14 protein-coding genes are annotated in these 16,796 nt (G+C 72.0%); 6 read left to right on the top strand and 8 right to left on the bottom strand.

Annotated elements, in window-relative coordinates; genetic code table 11:
- Positions 1–7 precede the first annotated feature (7 nt).
- Positions 8–1,402 carry an MFS transporter gene (locus tag ACQEVU_RS33815; protein WP_433330780.1) on the bottom strand — a complete coding sequence of 465 codons (1,395 nt, stop codon included), beginning with the start codon at positions 1,400–1,402 and terminating at the stop codon, positions 8–10.
- Between the two features lie 110 nt (positions 1,403–1,512).
- On the opposite strand from ACQEVU_RS33815, the gene ACQEVU_RS33820 reads away from it, so the two are divergent.
- Positions 1,513–2,490, top strand: a complete 978-nt coding sequence (locus ACQEVU_RS33820; RefSeq protein ID WP_433330782.1) for a YihY/virulence factor BrkB family protein — start codon at positions 1,513–1,515, stop codon at positions 2,488–2,490.
- Positions 2,491–2,566: 76 nt separating this feature from the next.
- On the opposite strand, the gene ACQEVU_RS33825 is transcribed toward ACQEVU_RS33820, so the two are convergent.
- Positions 2,567–3,739, bottom strand: coding sequence for an ROK family transcriptional regulator (locus tag ACQEVU_RS33825; protein WP_433330784.1), 1,173 nt, complete (start codon positions 3,737–3,739; stop codon positions 2,567–2,569).
- 78 nt (positions 3,740–3,817) lie between these two features.
- Here ACQEVU_RS33825 and ACQEVU_RS33830 point away from each other — a divergent pair, with 78 nt between their 5' ends.
- The 4 genes from ACQEVU_RS33830 to ACQEVU_RS33845 all read left to right on the top strand — a co-directional run bounded on the left by ACQEVU_RS33830 (position 3,818) and on the right by ACQEVU_RS33845 (position 8,570).
- On the top strand, positions 3,818–4,189 hold the full coding sequence (locus ACQEVU_RS33830; RefSeq protein ID WP_433330786.1) for a YidH family protein: 372 nt from the start codon (positions 3,818–3,820) through the stop codon (positions 4,187–4,189).
- The gene (locus ACQEVU_RS33835; protein WP_433330788.1) at positions 4,186–4,527 is read left to right on the top strand and encodes a DUF202 domain-containing protein; all 342 of its coding nucleotides are present in this window, start codon (positions 4,186–4,188) and stop codon (positions 4,525–4,527) included. The genes ACQEVU_RS33830 and ACQEVU_RS33835 overlap by 4 nt, the downstream gene beginning before the upstream one ends.
- 46 nt (positions 4,528–4,573) lie before the next feature.
- Positions 4,574–5,998: a sulfatase family protein gene (locus ACQEVU_RS33840; RefSeq protein ID WP_433330790.1), complete on the top strand. Its 1,425-nt coding sequence runs from the start codon at positions 4,574–4,576 to the stop codon at positions 5,996–5,998.
- 202 nt (positions 5,999–6,200) lie between these two features.
- On the top strand, positions 6,201–8,570 hold the full coding sequence (locus tag ACQEVU_RS33845) for a family 43 glycosylhydrolase (protein WP_433330792.1): 2,370 nt from the start codon (positions 6,201–6,203) through the stop codon (positions 8,568–8,570).
- A gap of 59 nt (positions 8,571–8,629) precedes the next feature.
- Here the strand turns inward: ACQEVU_RS33845 and ACQEVU_RS33850 are convergent, their stop codons facing one another.
- Genes ACQEVU_RS33850 through ACQEVU_RS33875 form a run of 6 tightly spaced genes read right to left on the bottom strand, consistent with a single transcriptional unit; the run spans position 8,630 to position 15,065 of the window.
- Entirely contained in the window at positions 8,630–9,610 is a 981-nt protein-coding gene (locus ACQEVU_RS33850; protein WP_433330794.1) for a formylglycine-generating enzyme family protein, read from the bottom strand.
- On the bottom strand, positions 9,607–11,109 hold the full coding sequence (locus tag ACQEVU_RS33855; RefSeq protein ID WP_433330796.1) for a sulfatase-like hydrolase/transferase: 1,503 nt from the start codon (positions 11,107–11,109) through the stop codon (positions 9,607–9,609). Before ACQEVU_RS33855 ends, ACQEVU_RS33850 begins: the two co-directional genes overlap by 4 nt.
- Positions 11,106–12,119, bottom strand: coding sequence for an aliphatic sulfonate ABC transporter substrate-binding protein (locus ACQEVU_RS33860; protein ID WP_433330798.1), 1,014 nt, complete (start codon positions 12,117–12,119; stop codon positions 11,106–11,108). The genes ACQEVU_RS33855 and ACQEVU_RS33860 overlap by 4 nt, the downstream gene beginning before the upstream one ends.
- 18 nt (positions 12,120–12,137) lie before the next feature.
- Positions 12,138–12,980 (bottom strand): ABC transporter ATP-binding protein, encoded by an 843-nt coding sequence (locus ACQEVU_RS33865; protein ID WP_433330800.1) that lies wholly within the window; start codon positions 12,978–12,980, stop codon positions 12,138–12,140.
- The gene (locus ACQEVU_RS33870; protein WP_433330802.1) at positions 12,977–13,798 is read right to left on the bottom strand and encodes an ABC transporter permease; all 822 of its coding nucleotides are present in this window, start codon (positions 13,796–13,798) and stop codon (positions 12,977–12,979) included. The genes ACQEVU_RS33865 and ACQEVU_RS33870 overlap by 4 nt, the downstream gene beginning before the upstream one ends.
- Complete coding sequence (locus tag ACQEVU_RS33875; protein WP_433330804.1) at positions 13,782–15,065, bottom strand: ROK family transcriptional regulator; 1,284 nt, start codon at positions 15,063–15,065, stop codon at positions 13,782–13,784. Before ACQEVU_RS33875 ends, ACQEVU_RS33870 begins: the two co-directional genes overlap by 17 nt.
- Positions 15,066–15,322: 257 nt before the next feature.
- Here ACQEVU_RS33875 and ACQEVU_RS33880 point away from each other — a divergent pair, with 257 nt between their 5' ends.
- A complete protein-coding gene (locus ACQEVU_RS33880; RefSeq protein ID WP_433330806.1) occupies positions 15,323–16,669 on the top strand; it encodes a family 43 glycosylhydrolase in 1,347 nt (448 codons plus the stop codon).
- Positions 16,670–16,796 lie beyond the last annotated feature (127 nt).

Genomic DNA, 16,796 nt, shown 5'->3' on the forward strand with positions numbered 1-16,796 from the left:
CCCCGGGTCAGTAGGCGGCCGGGCCGCGCCCGGCCGCGCCGGCCCGGCTCGCCGCCTCCTTGTCCGCCAGGTAGGTGTGCCGCGCCGAGAGCATGATCAGCCCGTTGGCCAGCAGCGGAACGAGCATGATCAAGAAGGTGTCGCGCAGGCTGGCCGCCCGGCTCGTCCCGCCCCGGCCGGCCAGCGCGTCCGCGACGAGGCCGAAGCACACGGGACCGAGCGCCTCCCCGGCGAGCCTCAGGATCGTCCGCGCGCTCTCCGCGCGGCCCCACAGCCAGGGCGTGACGGTGTCGAGCCGGGCCGCGTCCAGCGGCGGGTTCGCAGCGCCCAGTGTCGCCGCACCCAGGATGATGAACGGCAGGGCGAACGCCACCGACGCGCTCGCCAGGCCGGGCGCGAACAGCAGCGCCGTCGCCGTGTACCCCACGGCCGGAACCATGATCCTGGCGTTCGGGCGGCCGTTGTGCAGCAGCCGGTCGGCCAGGCGCCCGCCGAGGACGGTGCCGGCGAGTGCGCCCGCACCCACCGCCACGACGAGACCGGTCAGCTCGCGGATGTCGACGTCGTACCAGCTCAGCACGAAGACCACGCTGAACGTGCGCAGGCCGGCGAAGAAGAAGTACCCGACGGACGAGGCGACGATGAGGATCCGGATCGTCGGGATCCGCAGGATGTACGCGAAGGCCCGGCCCAGCGACCCCCAGGCCTGGCGCAGGACGTCGGCGCCCCCGACGCCCTGTGGCACTCCCAGGGGGTTGCCGCGCATCCGGACGGGGGCGGCCAGCGGGATCTCGGGCGCGCCCGGCGGCACCTGGCTCGCCCCGCCGCGGGCGGGTTCGGGCAGCCACCGGTACACGGCGACGGCCAGCCCGGCGCCGACGAGCCCGAGCAGCCAGAATCCGTACCGCCAGGACGCCGCGGCGCCGACGTTGGCCCCGACGATCAGCCCGATGCCCGCGCCGACCATCTCGCCGCTCAGGATCCAGCCGTACACCTTCGCCCGCTCGGCGGCCGGAATGAGGTCACCGGTCAGGGAGGCGAGCAGCGGCCCGGCCGCCGCGATCGCACCGCCCATGGCGAGCCGGGACAGCAGCAGCCACAGGTACGACTGGGCCGCCCCGCCGGCGAGGAGCGCCAGGCTCCACAGGACGATCGCGTAGATCAGCAGCCGGACCCGGCTGACCTGATCGGCGAGCGCCCCCATCGGGATCGTGGCGAGCGCGCCGACCCCGGACGACACGGTCGCCAGCAGGCCGAGCTGCGCGTGGGTGATCCGGAAGGCGTTCTCCAGCTCCCGGGCCAGCGCGCCGACCATGCCGAGATCCGCGGAGCCCAGGGCCAGCACGCCGGCGAACAGCAGGATGACCCGGGTCCGCGCCGGCCCGCCGAAGAGTGCTTCCAACCGTCCGAACGGCATCGGGCGGACGGCTACCCGCGCCGATGGGTTCCTAACGGAGCGGGTACCAGCGGACGGCCGAGCGTGACGCCGGGCTGACGGGGTAAGTGGTCGCGGTGGTCGCGTGGTTGGATCGTTACCAGCGCCGGCACGCCTGGCTGGGATTCCCGCTGGCGGTCGTCTACAAGTTCATCGACGACCGTGGTCCGCACCTGGCCGCGATGGTGACCTACTACGCCTTCATCTCGCTGTTCCCGCTGACCCTGCTGTTCTTCACGGCGCTGGGCTTCTTCCTGGAGGCCAACCCCGGCCTGCACCAGCAACTGGTGCAGACGGCGGTCGAGGATCTGCCGGCCATCGGGCCGGAGTTGGAGCGCAACATCAGCGGGTTGCGCGGCAGCGGCACGCGCCTGGTGTTCAGCATCCTCGGTGCACTGTACGGCGGACTGGGGGCGATGCAGGCCGCGCAGGCCGGGTTCAACCACATCTACGGCGTCCCGCGCAACGAACAGCCCAATCCGATCCGCTCCAGGCTGCGCAGCCTCGGGCTGTTGCTGATGCTCGGCGGCGCGGTGCTGCTGTCGGCGGCGGCCGCGACGTTCGTGGCCTTCGCCAACGAGCTCACCGGCCGGTCCGGGCCCGGACTGCGGATCCTCGGCTACCTGTTGACGTTCATGGTCAATGCCGGCATGTTCACCGCGGCGATGCAGCTGCTGACCGCCCGGCCGCTGCATGTACGCCAGGTCCTCGCCGGCGGCTTGATCGCCGCGACCTCCTGGATGGCCCTGCAGACCGTCGGCGCTCGATACGTCGGCGCCCGGCTCAGCCACGCGAGCGCGCTCTACGGCACGTTCGGGCTCGTGCTCGCCGCTCTCGCCTGGATCTATCTGCAGGCGCTCGTGCTGATGCTCTGCGCCGAGATCAACATGATTGCGAACTACCGCCTGTGGCCGCGGGCGCTGCTCACCGCGTTCACCGACGATGTCCAGCTGACCGAGGCCGACCGGCGGATCTACACGACGTTCGCGGCCGCTCAGCGATTCAAGGAGTTCGAGACGGTGCGGGTCGACTTCGGCCGGCCGTCGCAACGATAGGCATCGGCGCGCCCGGCGCACGGACGACCGCCCGGCCGTCCGGACTGCGTCGGCCGGCCGGGCAGCACGGTAGCGGTCAGGACGGTCCGTAGAGGACCGCTTCCAGGGCGAGCGCCGCGCCGCCCGCGACGCCGGGGCTGGGCAGTGCAGGGCGCTCGATGCGGAACTCCTCGCGCAGGAAGGGGAAGACCACGCGCTTCGTGGCCGCGCGGATGTCCGCCAGCAGCGGCTCGGGGGCCGCCTCGAAGATGCCGCCGAGCACGATGCGCCGCGGGTTGAACAGGTTCACCACGCCGGCGAGCGCGTTCGACAGATGGTGCACCACGTCGGCCCGGATGGCGACGGCGGCCCGCGAGCCCGACCCGGCCGCGGACTCCACGACGGTGAGGACGCCCCGCGCGTGCGCGGGGCCGTCGCCCAGGAGCCCGGCGTCGCGGGCCCGGCCGAGCAGGTGCGGCTCGGACAGCACGGTCTCGAGGCATCCGCGCGCACCGCAGGCGCAGGCGGCGCCGTCCTCGACGGCCCGCAGGTGGCCCAGCTCGCTCAGGCCGTGCAGCCCGGGGTAGAAGGGCCTGCGGTCCAGGACCAGCCCCAGGCCGACGCCCGTGCGGACGTAGACGTAGGCGAGGTCGCGCACGTCCGTCCCGCCGTACAGCGTCTCGGCCAGCGCCATCGTGCGGACGTTGTGGTCGACGTGGACGGGGATGCCGAGCTTCGCCTCCAGCCGCTCGGCGACGGGGACGTCGCGCCAGCCCAGGTTCACCGACATCAGGTTGATGCGGCGGCCGGGGTCGACCGGGCCCGGCGCGGCCACGCCGACGGCGATGCACGGGGCGCCGCCGTCCCGGGCGAGGATGCCGGCCACCGCGGCGGCGACCAGGTCCAGCACCGCCGGCGCGCCGAGGCCCGGGTCGATCGCCATCGACCGTTCCAGCCGGACGCGGGCCCGCCCGTCGGCCAGGCCGATGGCCGCCGCGCCCACGCCGAGCTGGACGCCGCAGACGGTCACGGCCTCCGGCACCGCCGCGAGCGGTATCGCCGGGCGCCCGATCCCGGCCCCGCCGCCGGTGTCGTGCTCGGTCAGGTAGCCGCGGGCGAGCAGGGGCGCCGCCGTCTTCGTGATGGTGGTCGCGGACAGGCCGAGCTGCGCGGCGAGCGCCGTGCGGGAGCACGGCCCGGCGTCGCGGACGAGTCGCATGACGGCGCGCTCGTTGCGGCCGAGCCGCTCGAAGCGGCCTTCTGCTGCCATGTCCGTCCTCGGCGTGCGGATTGACGGGCCAGAGCCTCGATGTTACTTTCTCAACTTGAGAAAGTAAAGGAGCCTTACATGGGGCACGGGAGCCCACGCCGGTTTCCCGCGAGCGTCTACACCGAGGGCTCCGAGCCGGACGCGCGGTTCAGCTTCGCCAACGAGCGCACGTTCCTGGCCTGGATCCGCACGTCGCTCGCGCTCATCGCGGGCGGGGTGGCGCTGGAGTCGCTGGGGCTGCGGCTGCAGCCCGGCCTGCGCCTGGCGGCGTCGCTGCTGCTCATCGTCAGCGGCGTGGCGGTGCCGGTGCACGCCTGGTTCCACTGGGCGCGCAGCGAGCGCGCACTGCGCCGGGAGGAGCCGCTGCCGTCGCCGTTGCTGTCGGTGCCGCTGGGCGTCGCGGTCGCCGTCATCGGCGTCCTCGTCGCGCTGGCGGTGCTGCTGCGATGAGGACCCGTACGGACCGGCGGCCCGGCACCGTCCGCGACCCCGGGCTGCAGGCCGAGCGCACCACCCTCGCCTGGTCACGGACCGCGCTCGCCCTGGCCGGCGCGTCGTTGCTGGCCGCGCGCGCCCTCGCCGCCGTCGTCGGCGTCGCCGCCGCCGTGCCGGCCGTCGCGGGCGGGCTCGCGGCGCTCGCCGTCGTCGTCGCGGCGCGTCGCCGCTACCGGCGCTGGACCGCCGCCGGGCGCACGGAGCGCCCCGGGGTGTCGAACGCCGCGCTGGCCTGCGTCGCCACCCTGCTCGGCGCGGCCGCGCTGGCCGCATGCCTCACGGCGAACCTCTGAGGGACCGACGCCGGCGCGCACGGCAGCAAGCACGGAAGGCAGCACGATGACGAACCACCACCGCCGACCCAACATCGTCATGATCCTCACCGACGACCACGCGTCCCACGCGATCAGCGCCTACGGCTCGGTGGTCAACCGCACCCCGCGGATCGACGAGATCGCCGCCGAGGGCTGGCGGCTGGACAACTGCTTCGCCACCAACTCGCTGTGCTCGCCGAGCCGGGCGTCGATCCTGACCGGCACCTACAGTCACGTCAACGGCGTCCGCACGCTCGTCACGCCCATCGACGCCAGTCAGCCGACGTTCGTCACGCAGCTGAAGGCCGCCGGGTACCGCACCGCGATGATCGGCAAGTGGCACATGGGCGACGGGGACGGGCACGACCCGCAGGGCTTCGACTACTGGGACGTGCTCATCGAGCAGGGCGAGTACTTCGACCCGCAGTTCCTATCCGCGCAGGGCCTGCGGCAGGTACCCGGGTACACCACGGACCTCATCACCGACCTGGCCGTCGAATGGGTCGAGGGCCTGCCCGGCGACGACCCCTGGTGCGTGCTGATCTACCACAAGTCGCCGCACCGGCCCTGGGAGCCGGACGAGCGGCACGCCGGGATGTACCGCGACCCGATCCCGTTGCCGAGGACCTTCGACGACGACTACGACAGCCGGTCGTCCTCGGCGCGCCGGGCCGCGATGCGCATCGCCGAGCACCTCAACGCCGACGACCTCAAGCAGACCCCGCCGCCGGGGCTGTCCTACGAGGAACTGGCGATGTGGAAGTACCAGCGGTTCATGGAGGACTACCTCGCCTGCGTCGCGTCCGTCGACGACAACGTCGGCCGGGTCGTCGACTGGCTGCGCGGGCGCGGCGACTTCGCCGACACGCTGCTGATGTACGCCTCCGACCAGGGCTTCTTCCTCGGCGACCACGGCTGGTTCGACAAGCGGTTCATGTACGAGGAATCCCTGCGCATGCCCTTCGTGCTCTCCTACCCGCGCCGCCTGGCCCGCGGCCGCAGCTTCGAGGGCATCGTCACCAACGTCGACCTCGCCCAGACGATCCTCGACGCCGCCGGGGTCGCGCACCACCCGCGGATGCAGGGCACCAGCTTCTTCGGCGAGCTGCTCGGGGAGCCCGGCCCGGACCGGCCCGGCATGTACTACCGCTACTGGGAGCACGACGACGTCTTCCACAAGGCGCCCGCCCACTACGGCTACCGCACGCACACCCATAAGATCATCTACTTCTACAACGACGGCCTCGGCATCCCCGGCTGCGGTCCCTTCACGTATCCGCCGGAGTGGGAGCTGTACGACCTCGTCGCCGACCCGGACGAGACCCGCAACGTCTACGACGACACCGCCTACGCCGAGATCCGCGAGGACCTGAAGCGGCGGATGTGGCTCGCGCAGGCCGCCGTCGGCGACGATCCGCACCCGAGCCAGCCGAGGCCCCCGGGCGTGTGAGCCACGGACGGCCCGGGCCGTCCGTGAGCGAATTGTGACAGGTTGTTGCCGGAAGAATTTGCCCTTCATACCGTCGTTGTGGCACGGGCTCCGACCGCCTGCGGCGGTCCGGTCGCGCACCCCCGACCAACCCCCGCATGCCGCGCGCTTTGCGCCCGGATCGCCGTGCGTCAAACCGACAGCGACGAAAGGACGTTCACCCATGCCAACCCGCCGCGCCCTGCGCGCCGGCATCGGTTCGGGGCTGGTGGTGTCGCTGGCTCTCGCCGGCATTGCATACACCCATGCGGTCTCCGCCGCGCCGCCGGCCGCAGACCAGGCCCGGACCTACACCAATCCGGTTTCCCAGCCGGCCGTCGACACCTTCCCGGACCCGGCCATGATCCGCGGCAAGGACGGCGCCTGGTACGCCTACGGCACGACGAACCCCATCTTCAACAGCAAGGGCGAGACCGGCGAGCACATCCTGCCGATGCTGCGCTCGACCGACATGGCCACCTGGATCTACGCGGGCGACGCCATCGCCGCCGGCGCCACCCCCGCGTGGTGGCCGGGCGGGACCCGTCCCTGGGCCCCCGACATCCGTTACGTCAACGGCTCCTACCACCTGACCTACGCGCTGTCCGGCGGCGGCGTCGCGCTGCTCACCAGCGACCGCCCGACCGGGCCGTGGACCGACCACGGCCTGATCGTCCCGGCCGGCGGCAGCGGCTGCCCGACGGGCAACATCGACCAGGCGATGTTCACCGACTCCGACGGCACGAACTACCTCTACTGGGGCAGCTACGACACCATCTGCGTGTCGGCGATGAACGCCGACGCGACCGCGCTGACCGGCCCGGTCACCCAGGTCGCGCAGGGCCGGCGGGCCGAGGGCGCCTTCGTGGTCGCCCGCGACGGGCACTACTACCTGTTCTTCTCCGACGGCGGCTGCTGCGACGGCGCGTTCAGCGGGTACACCGTGAAGGTGGGCCGGGCCGACAACCCGCGCGGACCGTTCGTCACCGAGGACGGGCAGCCGCTCATGGACCGGCGCAGCAAGGGCGGCATCGTCGCCGCCGCCAACGGCAACGGCTTCGCCGGGCCGGGGCACAACGCCATCCAGACCGACCTGTCCGGCCAGGACTGGCTGGTCTACCACGCGATTCCCACCGCCGACCCCGACTTCCCGCCGGTCAACGGCGCCGGCGGCGGGCGGCTGGCCGCGCTGTCGAAGCGGCCGCTGATGATCGACCGGCTCGACTGGATCGACGGCTGGCCGGTGCTGCGCGCCGGGGCCGGACCGTCCAGCGGCCCACAGCTCGCCCCCGTCACCGAGGCGGTCGCGGGCAGCACCTTCAACGACGGGATTCCGGCCGCCTGGGTCCCCGACGGGCCGGGCAAGGGCCAGTGGGGGCTTGCGCACGACGCCGACGCGCAGGGTGTACTCGCCCAGTCCGGCGAGCCGGCGCAGCCCTCGGTGTTCGTGCAGGCGCAGCCCGTCTCCGGTGACCGGCGCGTCGAGGGCGACCTGCGCCTGACCCGGGCCGGTGACTCCGGCGCCGTCGGGCTGGCGGTCTCCGACCGCGGCCCGCAGAACCGGGTCATCGCGTGGCTCGACCGCGGCCGCCGCGCCCTCGTGGTGTCGGTGACCGACCACGGGCAGACCACACAGACCAGCGCGCCGCTGCCGGCCTCCTTCGACTTCGGCAGCTGGCACACCGTGACGGCCGAGGTGCGCGGCACCGCCCTGACCGTCGAGGTCTCCGCCGACCGGCTGCGCGACCCGCAGGCGACGGTGCACGCCGCGGTGCCGGACTCGCCGGCGCCGGGCCGGGTCGGCGCCGCCTCGCTGGGCGCGCCCGGCCAGGCCGACAACATCAGCGCCGCACCGCTCTACCAGCCGGTCACGCAGCGGGTCGCGGACCCGGTGCCGGGCGAGTTCCAGCCGGCCTACTCCGACGAGTTCGACGGCACCGGCCGGCCCGAGTCGGCGAACCCGGCGTGGAGCTGGGTCCGCGGTGCCTCGGCGGCCGCGACCGAGAACGGCGGCGCGCTCACCTGGCCCACCCAGAACGGCGATCTGCACACCGGCAACAACACGGCGTCGGTGCTGCTGCGCGACGCGCCCGAGGGCGACTTCGTGGTCGAGACCAAGGTGACGTTCGACGGCACGAAGGCCGCGCAGCAGGCGGGCATGGTGCTGTACGAGAACGACGACCGTTACTTCAAGCTGACCCACTCGGTGCTGCCGATCAACGGGATCGCGGGCGCGTTCACGCACCAGACCGAGTTCGGCAAGGAGGGCGAGCGGCCGACGACCACGCCGCCGACGGCGGTCTTCAACGGGCCGATGTTCGGCGGGCCGCCGGCCGCCACCACCTGGCTGCGGCTGGAGTACCACTACGACGCCGAGCACCAGGAGCACGACGTGCGGATGGCGTCGAGCACCGACGGCAGCGACTGGACCTGGGGCGGCAGCTGGTCGTTGCCGGTCAAGGGCAAGCTGCGCATCGGGCTCGTGTCGTTCGGCGGCACCGGCGCGACCGGCAGCTTCGACTACGTGCGCACCTACGGGGTCGCGCCCCGCTGACCTGAGCGAGGGCGAAGGGCCGGCACCCGTGGCGGGGTGCCGGCCCTTTGCCGCACGGATCACTCGACGGTGCGGAAGCCGGCGTTGCCCATCGAGGAGTCCGGGGTGTTCGCCGAGCGCGCCGAGTTGCGGTAGCGGTTGCAGTACGAGTCGTGGCACAGGTACGAGCCGCCGCGCAGGACGCGGGCCGTGCCGAACGCCGGGCCCCGCGGGTCCTCGCGCGGGGACCGGGTGTAGTAACCGGGGTCGTACCAGTCCGCGCACCACTCCCAGACGTTGCCGACCGTCTGCCACAGCCCGAAGCCGTTCGGGGCGTACGCGCGGACCGGCGCGGTCGTGAGATAGCCGTCGTCGAGGGCGTTGTACGCCGGAAAGCGGCCCTGCCAGATGTTGCACCGCCAGGAACCGTCCGCGGCCGGCAGGTCGTCCCCCCACGGGTAGCGAGCGCCGTCGAGGCCGCCGCGCGAGGCGTACTCCCACTCGGCCTCCGTCGGCAGCCGCCGCCCCGCCCACCGGCAGTAGGCCATGGCGTCGTTCCAGCTGACGTGGACGACCGGGTGGTCGTCCAGCCCGTCGATGCCCGAGCGCGAGCCGCCCGGGTGGCGCCAGTCCGCGCCGCGCACGCCGAACCACCACGGCGTGCCGGCGACGGGGCCGATGACCTCGTCGCCGGGGGCCCGCAGGGCGAGGTGGAACACGGCGGAGTAGCCGAAGGTCTCCGCCTCGGTGCGGTAACCGGTCGCGGCCACGAAGCGCGCGAAGCCGGCGTTGGTGACCGGCGTCGCGTCGATGCGCAACGGCCCGACGACGACCGCGTGGACCGGCCGCTCCCCGTCGCCGGGGTTGCCGTCGCCCGTCGCGTCGCCCATACGGAACTCGCCGCCCGGCAGCGCCACCTGCTCGATGGTGTGCCGGACGGCGGGCGGTGCGGACGGGAGGCCGACGAGCGCCGGAGCGGGTCGCGGTGCCTCGCCGGCGGGCCGGGGCCGGCCGGGAGCACAGCAGGCGGGGCCGCTGTGCTCCGGCTCGCCCGGGTTCACGGCGCCGGGCTCTGGTAGGTCGCCTCGTCCAGCCCGCTCAGCGTCGGGTCGTAGTCCGTCGCGCCGACGTCGTACATCGAGGTCATCCAGTGGTAGAAGTTGTCGCCGCGCTCCCGCAGGAGCTGGTACAGCCGGTGCATCATCCGCTTGCGGACCGGCGCCATCTCCGGGTGCTCGTAGACGTTGAGCAGCTCGTCGGGGTCGAGCCGCAGGTCGTACAGCTCGTTGACCGAGTCGGGGTTCACCACCAGCTTGTAGCGGTCCGTGCGTAGCATGCGCTGCGGATAGGGGAAGTGGTGGCCGTGGAACTCGCACACGATGTCCTCCTCCCACGGCACCTCGGCCCCGCCGACGAGCGGCAGGAGGCTGCGCGAGTCCACCGCCAGCTTCGGCTCGAGGCCGGCCAGGTCGAGGATCGTCGCGGTGCAGTCGAGCAGGCTCACGAACTCCGAGCGCACGACCCCGCCGGGCTCCCCCGGCACGCGCAGCAGCCCCGGCGTGCGGTAGATGTCCTCGTACATCGCCGGCCCCTTGTCGTGCAGGCGGTGCGCGCCGGTGAACTCGCCGTGGTCGCACGTGAAGAACACCGCGGTGTCGTCGGCCAGGCCGAGGCGGGCCATGGCGTCCATGACCCGCCCGATCTGCCGGTCGATGAGCGCCACGTACCCGTGGTACACCGCGATGAGCTTGCGGGTGGTCTCGATCGGCATCGTGTCGAACGTCCAGTGCGCGCTGTAGTTGCGCTGCACCGGCGGCTTGCCCTGGAAGGTCTCCGCGATCGAGCGGGGCAGCTCGACGTCGGCGGGGTCGACCAGGTCGAAGAACTCGTCCGGCAGGATGTAGGGCAGGTGCGGGCCGAAGAAGTGCAGCGCGAGGAAGAACGGCTCGTCGCGCTCCCGCGCGGCCTCGGCGTAGCGCTCCAGCAGCTCGATGGTGCGCGTCGCCAGGTAGTACTCGAACGTCGCCTCCACCGGCTGGTGCAGGCGCGCGGCCAGCAGGTTGCCGGGGCCGCCGTTGGGCAGCACGCCGCGGATGCGGTCCGAGATCTCGTACGGCGGCAGGTCGTGCCCGGCGAGGTAGGCCAGGTAGTCCGGGTGGTCCACGGCGTTGTGCCAGCCGGGGAAGTCCGGACCGTCGAAGCCGAAGTCGCGCGCGCTCTTCTGCGTCCCTACGTGCCACTTGCCGATCAGGCCGCAGTTGTACCCCGCCTGCCGCAACGCCGTGGAGAACGCGAACTGCCCGTCGGGCAGGTCCTCGATGTACCCGACGTTGCGCTCGTGGTTGGCCAGCAGCTTGTGCCGGAACGGCGCCTGACCGGTCAGCAGGCTCGCCCGGGCCGGCGTGCAGATCGCGGTGGGCGTGTACCACCGGTCGAACCGCGTCCCGCTCCTGGCCAGCTCGTCCAGGACCGGTGTGGGCCGGACGCCGCCGTAGGCGCCCAGCGTGTCCACCCGGTGCTGGTCGGTCATGAGGAACAGGATGTTCTTGCGACCGGTCACTTCGCGCCCGCCGTGAACAGGTCGCCCGTGTAGTACGTGGACGGGTCGACCGGCGACTTGAGCTTGCCGGCCCCGACGAAGTAGTCGCCCATCCCGGTGAGCCACTTGTTGATGGTGCCGTCCTTGGTCATCGTGTCGAGCTCCTGCACCGAGAGGACCTTGACGTTGGCCGCGTCCGCCTTGACCTGCTCGGCCGGGATCTTGAGCATCTTCGCGGTCAGCTCGATGCTCTTGTCCATGTTCGCCGTGCGGAACTCCATCGCGTCGCGCAGCGCCGCGATCGTCTTCTGCGCCTTCGACTGCTGCTCCGAGATGACCTTGTTGCCCGCGACGAACGCGGTCGGGAAGGAGACCTCGGAGGAGAAGTCGTCGTTCCTGGCCAGCTCGACGAGGTCCGGCACCTGCTTCTTGATGGTCGCGATGGCCGGGTACCAGAAGCCGGCGCCGTCGATCTTCTTCGACGAGAACGACGACACGATGACGGAGGCGTCCATCGGCACGATCTTGAGGTCCTGCTTGGTCATGCCCGCCCGCTTGAGCGCGAGCGTGAGGATCATGTCGCCGGACGTGCCCTCCGGCACCGCGACGGTCTTGCCCTTGAGCTGTTCGATCGAGGTGATGCCGGGCTGGGCGATGACCCGGTCGGCGTTGCCGAGCGTGTTGATCGCGACGACCTTGGCCTGGCCGGAGGCGGGCAGCCACATCGCGCCGGGGCCGATGTAGCCGAAGTCGAGGTCGCCGGTGCCGAGGGCCTGGATCTGCAGCGGGCCGTTGGTGAACACCCGGGTGGTCGCGTTGAGCCCGTGCTTGGCCCACAGCTTCTGATCCTCGGCGATGGCGAGCAGACTGGTGCCGTTGTAGTCGCCGATGTACCCGAACTTCACGTCCTCGGTCTTGCCGCCGCCGGACCCGCCGGAGGAGGACGAGTCGTCCTTGCCGCAGGCGGACAGTAAGGCGGACGCGGCGGAGGCGGCGGTGAGGCCCATGAAGAGCCGGCGGGACATGGTCATGTGATTTCCTTCGAATTTTCAGGCCGGCGTGACCGACGGCGCGGGGTTTGACGAGGCGGCGGTGCGGCCGTCCTGGTGGTAGACGGAGTGCCAGACCCGGTTGCGCAGGGCGGCGAACTCCGGGCTGAGCCGGAACTCCTCCGAGCGCGGATAGGGCAGGTCGACGTCGACGACGTCGTAGATGCGGCCGGGCCGGGCCGCCATGACGATCACGCGGTTGGCGAGGAACACCGCCTCGTCCACGTCGTGCGTGATGAACAAGACGGTGCGCTGCTCCTTGCTCCACGTGTCGAGCAGCTGCTCCTGCAGCTTGACCCGGGTCAGCGCGTCGAGGGCGCCGAACGGCTCGTCCATGAGCAGGATCGACGGGTTCACCGCGTACGCCCGGGCGATGGCGCAGCGCTGGCGCATCCCGCCGGAGAGCATCTTCGGCAGCGCGTCGGCAAACTGCTCCAGCCCGACCATGCGGATGAAGTGCTCGGCCCGCTCGCGCCGCTCGGCGCGGGGCACGCGGGCGGTCTTCAGGCCGAACTCGACGTTCTTGCGCACGGTCAGCCAGGGAAACAGGGCGTACTGCTGGAAGATGACGCCGCGCTCGGGGCCCGGCCCGCAGACCGGCGCACCGTCGACGAGCGCGCGGCCCTCGGTCGGCGTCTCCAGCCCGGCCAGGATGTTCATCAGCGTGCTCTTGCCGCAGCCGGACGGCCCGACCACGGTGACGAACTCGTTGTCGGCGATGTCGAGGCAGACGCGGTCGAGCGCGGTGAACGTCTCCCGGCCCAGCGCGAACGTCTTGGTGACCTCCTGCACGGAGATCTTGGCCGGCTGCCCGGCGCCCGGGGCCATGCGGTTCGGGGTCATCGGCGTTCCTGCCATCTGGTGAGCCGGCGTTCGGCCAGGAGCAGCACGCGGTCCATCAGCAGGCCGAGGATGCCGATGGAGATCAGCCCGACGAAGATCGTCGGCAGGTCGTAGTACAGCTGCGCGTTCTGCATCCGGTAGCCGAGGCCCTGCTGGGCGGCGATCAGCTCGGCGGCGACCAGCGTGGCCCAGGACGAGCCGAGGCCGACGCGCATGCCGACGAGGATGAACGGAGTGGACGCGGGCACCACGACGCGGGCGAAGATGCCCGGGTCGCGGGTGCCGAGCACGCGGGCGGCGTTGATGAGCGTGCGGTCGACGTTCACCACGCCCTGGAACGTCGAGATGACGCAGGACAGGAACGCGGCGAGGAAGATCACGAAGATCTTCGGCGTCTCGTCGATGCCCATCAGCACGATCGCCAGGGGGATGATGGCGAGCGGCGGGATCGTGCGGAAGAACTGCACCCACGGCTCGATCAGGCTCCGGACGGGGCCGTACCAGCCCATCAGGAAGCCCACGGGGATGGCGACCGCCGTGCCGAGGACGAACCCGGCCAACACCCGCGCGAGGCTGACGAGGATGTCCTGCTCCAGCGTGCCGTCCGCGAGCAGGTCCTTGGCCCGCTGCACCACCTCGACCGGCGACGGTATCGTGAGGCCGGACGCGGCGAGGATCCACCAGATCGCGATGCCCAGCAGGACCGACACGGCGTTGAGCAGCAGCGGCAGCCCGCGGGGGCGTCCGCGTCGGGTCTGCGGCGAGCCGTTGCGGCCGCCCGTGTCGGTGGGCGCAGCCGTATCAGTGACGACGGCCATGGTCCACTCCTTCAATCGTGGGCGGCAGGGCGCGGGACTCGCCCACGCCGCCGGCTGCCCGGGTCTTCGGCGGTTCGGGGTAGCCCGCCAGCAGCGGCGAGCTGTGGAACAGCGCGGCGAGCGCGCCCAGCGAGCCGTCGTCGTCGGAGAGCTCCGCCGCGCGCACGACCGGTGCGGCCGAAACGCTGGGCAGCAGCTCGTACGCGATGGCGGAGCGGATCTGCTCGACGATGACGGGGGCGATGCGCACGATGTCGCCGCCGATGACGATCTCGGCCGGGTTCAGCGCCATCGCCGCCGCGCCGACGACCCAGCCCACGGCGGCGGCCGCCGCCCGCAGGACCTGGTCGACGACCGGGTGGCACCGTTGCACCGCCGCGCGCAGCTCGTCGAGGTTGTTGATCGGGACGCCGCGGGTGCGGCAGTTGGCCAGGATGGCCGGCACCGAGGCCACCGTCTCCAGGCAGCCGTTCTTGCCGCATCGGCACGACGCGCCGTGCGCGTTGACGCCGACGTGGCCGAACTCGCCGGCCAGCCCGGCCGACCCGGTGACGAGGCGGCCGCCGACGACGAGACCGCCACCGACGCCGTCGGACATCCGCACGTAGAGCAGGTCGGCAACGGCGCCGCTGCCGGTGATCGCCTCGGCGAGGGCGGCGAAGCGGGTGTTGTTGTCCACCAGGACCGGCGTGTCGAACCGGGCGGCGAAGGCTGGGCCGACGTCGTGCACGTCGTCGCGCGGGCCGCCGGGCGGCAGCTCGCGCAGGCGCGGGTGCGCGGCGGGCGGGGCGTGATGCGGGCCGGGTACCCCGATCCCGATGCCCTGCAGCGCGCCGAAGTGGACGTCGGCCTCCTTCCGGAGGCGGTCGATGAGCCGGAAGGCGGTGTCCAGCCGCTCCGGCCAGGGCGCGTCGTCGACGTACCGCTCCACGCCCGAGGCGATGATCTCGTGCGACGCGTCGGCGATCGCGACGCAGACCCGGCGATGGCCGAAGTCGACGCCCATGAACTGCCCGGAGGAGGGGTCGAGGGCGAGCCGCTCGGCGGGCCGGCCGCTGCCTTCGCGCTTCGCCGCGTCGGTGTCGACGACCACGATGGCGCCGCGCTGCAGCAGGCTGCCGGTGATTTCGGACAGCGTGGAACGCGAAAGGCCCACGGCGCGGGCAATTTGGCTACGGCTCAGCGCCCCCTGTTCGCGCAGGGTGCGTAATACGCGCTCCTCATGCGTGAGCCGGACAAGCGCACGCAGTCCACCGGATGTCGGCATGGTGACCACCGTTACAGCGGTGAATTTTTCCGTCAACGATCCGGCAAAATTCAACCTCAATTCATCCGGAGCCCGTCATCGGCCGCCCGCAAGCTCCTGCTTCTCATCCGCCATACGACGTTCTGCCGTATTGCGGCACCCGGCCGGGCGATCGGCGAAAACGCTTTTTTGTCATCTGTTCACTGTCGAAATAGCTCTTATTAGCCTGGCCTCCCGCAGGGCATCGAGGTCCTGCCTGAATGAGGAGGACGTGACTGATGACCGGTTCCGGCAACGGTCTGCCCATCGACCGGCGTTCCCTGCTGGCCGGCGCCGCCGGCCTGCTGGCCGCCGCGGCGCTGCCCGCGACCGCCGCGCACGCGGTGCAGGCCGATCCCCCGGCCGCCTCCCAGCGACCGTATCCGTTGAACTGGCCCGAGCTCGAGCCCTACGGCCTCGCCGACACGCGGCTGGACCTGTGGCCGCGCGACGACAACTCGTTCGTGCTCCCGCTCGAGCTGCGCCCCCGCGACGAGGCGCTCGGCCGGGTCTGGATGCGCGACACGTACGTCAACTACTTCGACGTCGGCGGCCGCCCCGTCTACGTCGCCACCGGCACCACCCGCGTGCCCGGGCTCGACGCCGCCGGCCCGTGGAACGACGGCATCTTCCTGTGGACCTCCCCGTCGCTGAACGGGCCGTGGCGGCTCGCCGACACCACCGGCATCCGGCCCGACGCCGAGCGGGGCAAGGTGTGGTCGCCCGAGTTCGCCGGTGAGAACGGGCCCGGGCGCACGGTGGTCGCGCCGTGGCAGGAGTACTGGTACGACACCCAGTTCGGCAAGCGCGGCAACGTCTGGGCGCCCGAGGTGCACTACTTCCAGGGCAGGTGGTACATCGTCGCGTGCATGGGCGACCACTCCCAGAAGGTCGGCTCGTTCATGCTGGTGAGCGAGGGCGGCCCCGAGGGCCCGTACCGGCTCATCGAGGGCAACCTGAACAAGCCCTTCGGCGACTCGTTCATCGGCGGCCCGGCCTTCATCAAGCCCGGCGCCTACCACCACATCGACGGCGGCCTGTACACCGAGGGTGACGACGCCTGGCTCGTGCTGCACAACAACCTGTATGCGAAGTTCCGCGACGACATGGAGGACATCGTCCCCACGACGAACCTCCCGGCGTTCCAGCAGTCGCCCTACGCGCCCGAGCCGTACCTGGAAGGCGCGTACGTGTTCAAGTACGGCGGCAAGTACTTCCTCGTCCACGCCGCGTGGGACCGGACGTCGGCCCGGCCCGACGGCACCACGCGGTACGGCTACGACACGGCCGCCCCGGGCCGGGTGCAGTTCCAGTACGACGCGATCGTCGCCGTCGCCGACAGGTTCGAGGGGCCGTACTCCAAGCGGTGGACGCTGGGCGTCGGCGCCGGCCACAACAACATCTTCGTGGATCGCAGCGGCAAGCTGTGGGCGACGTTCTTCCGCAACCCCAACTTCGGTTACTGGGCCGACCCTTCGCGCATCGGCGACTCGGCCGTGCCCGGCGTCGTCCAGCTGGAGTGGACGGGCCCCCAGGGCAACCACCTGTACGTCAAGCGGCGCAACCCGGGCCACGCAAGCGACTGACCCACGCGCACGGCGGCCGGCTGGGCGTCCACGGCCGGCCGCCGCGCACGCGGGCAACCGTGCGGTACGACCTCACGCAACCGGCGGTGTGACGGCCTGCGGGTGGTATCGCCCGCAGCCCGATGCG

It is taken from the genome of Dactylosporangium sp. CA-139066, from assembly GCF_050936175.1.
GTDB lineage: Bacteria > Actinomycetota > Actinomycetes > Mycobacteriales > Micromonosporaceae > Dactylosporangium.

Coding starts and splice junctions, on each gene's coding strand:
- ACQEVU_RS33845 (WP_433330792.1), top strand. CDS start 6,201: ATGCCAACCCGCCGCGCCCTGCGCGCCGGCATCGGTTCGGGGCTGGTG.
- ACQEVU_RS33880 (WP_433330806.1), top strand. CDS start 15,323: ATGACCGGTTCCGGCAACGGTCTGCCCATCGACCGGCGTTCCCTGCTG.
- ACQEVU_RS33840 (WP_433330790.1), top strand. CDS start 4,574: ATGACGAACCACCACCGCCGACCCAACATCGTCATGATCCTCACCGAC.
- ACQEVU_RS33835 (WP_433330788.1), top strand. CDS start 4,186: ATGAGGACCCGTACGGACCGGCGGCCCGGCACCGTCCGCGACCCCGGG.
- ACQEVU_RS33830 (WP_433330786.1), top strand. CDS start 3,818: ATGGGGCACGGGAGCCCACGCCGGTTTCCCGCGAGCGTCTACACCGAG.
- ACQEVU_RS33825 (WP_433330784.1), bottom strand. CDS start 3,739: ATGGCAGCAGAAGGCCGCTTCGAGCGGCTCGGCCGCAACGAGCGCGCC.
- ACQEVU_RS33860 (WP_433330798.1), bottom strand. CDS start 12,119: ATGACCATGTCCCGCCGGCTCTTCATGGGCCTCACCGCCGCCTCCGCC.
- ACQEVU_RS33870 (WP_433330802.1), bottom strand. CDS start 13,798: ATGGCCGTCGTCACTGATACGGCTGCGCCCACCGACACGGGCGGCCGC.
- ACQEVU_RS33875 (WP_433330804.1), bottom strand. CDS start 15,065: ATGCCGACATCCGGTGGACTGCGTGCGCTTGTCCGGCTCACGCATGAG.
- ACQEVU_RS33865 (WP_433330800.1), bottom strand. CDS start 12,980: ATGACCCCGAACCGCATGGCCCCGGGCGCCGGGCAGCCGGCCAAGATC.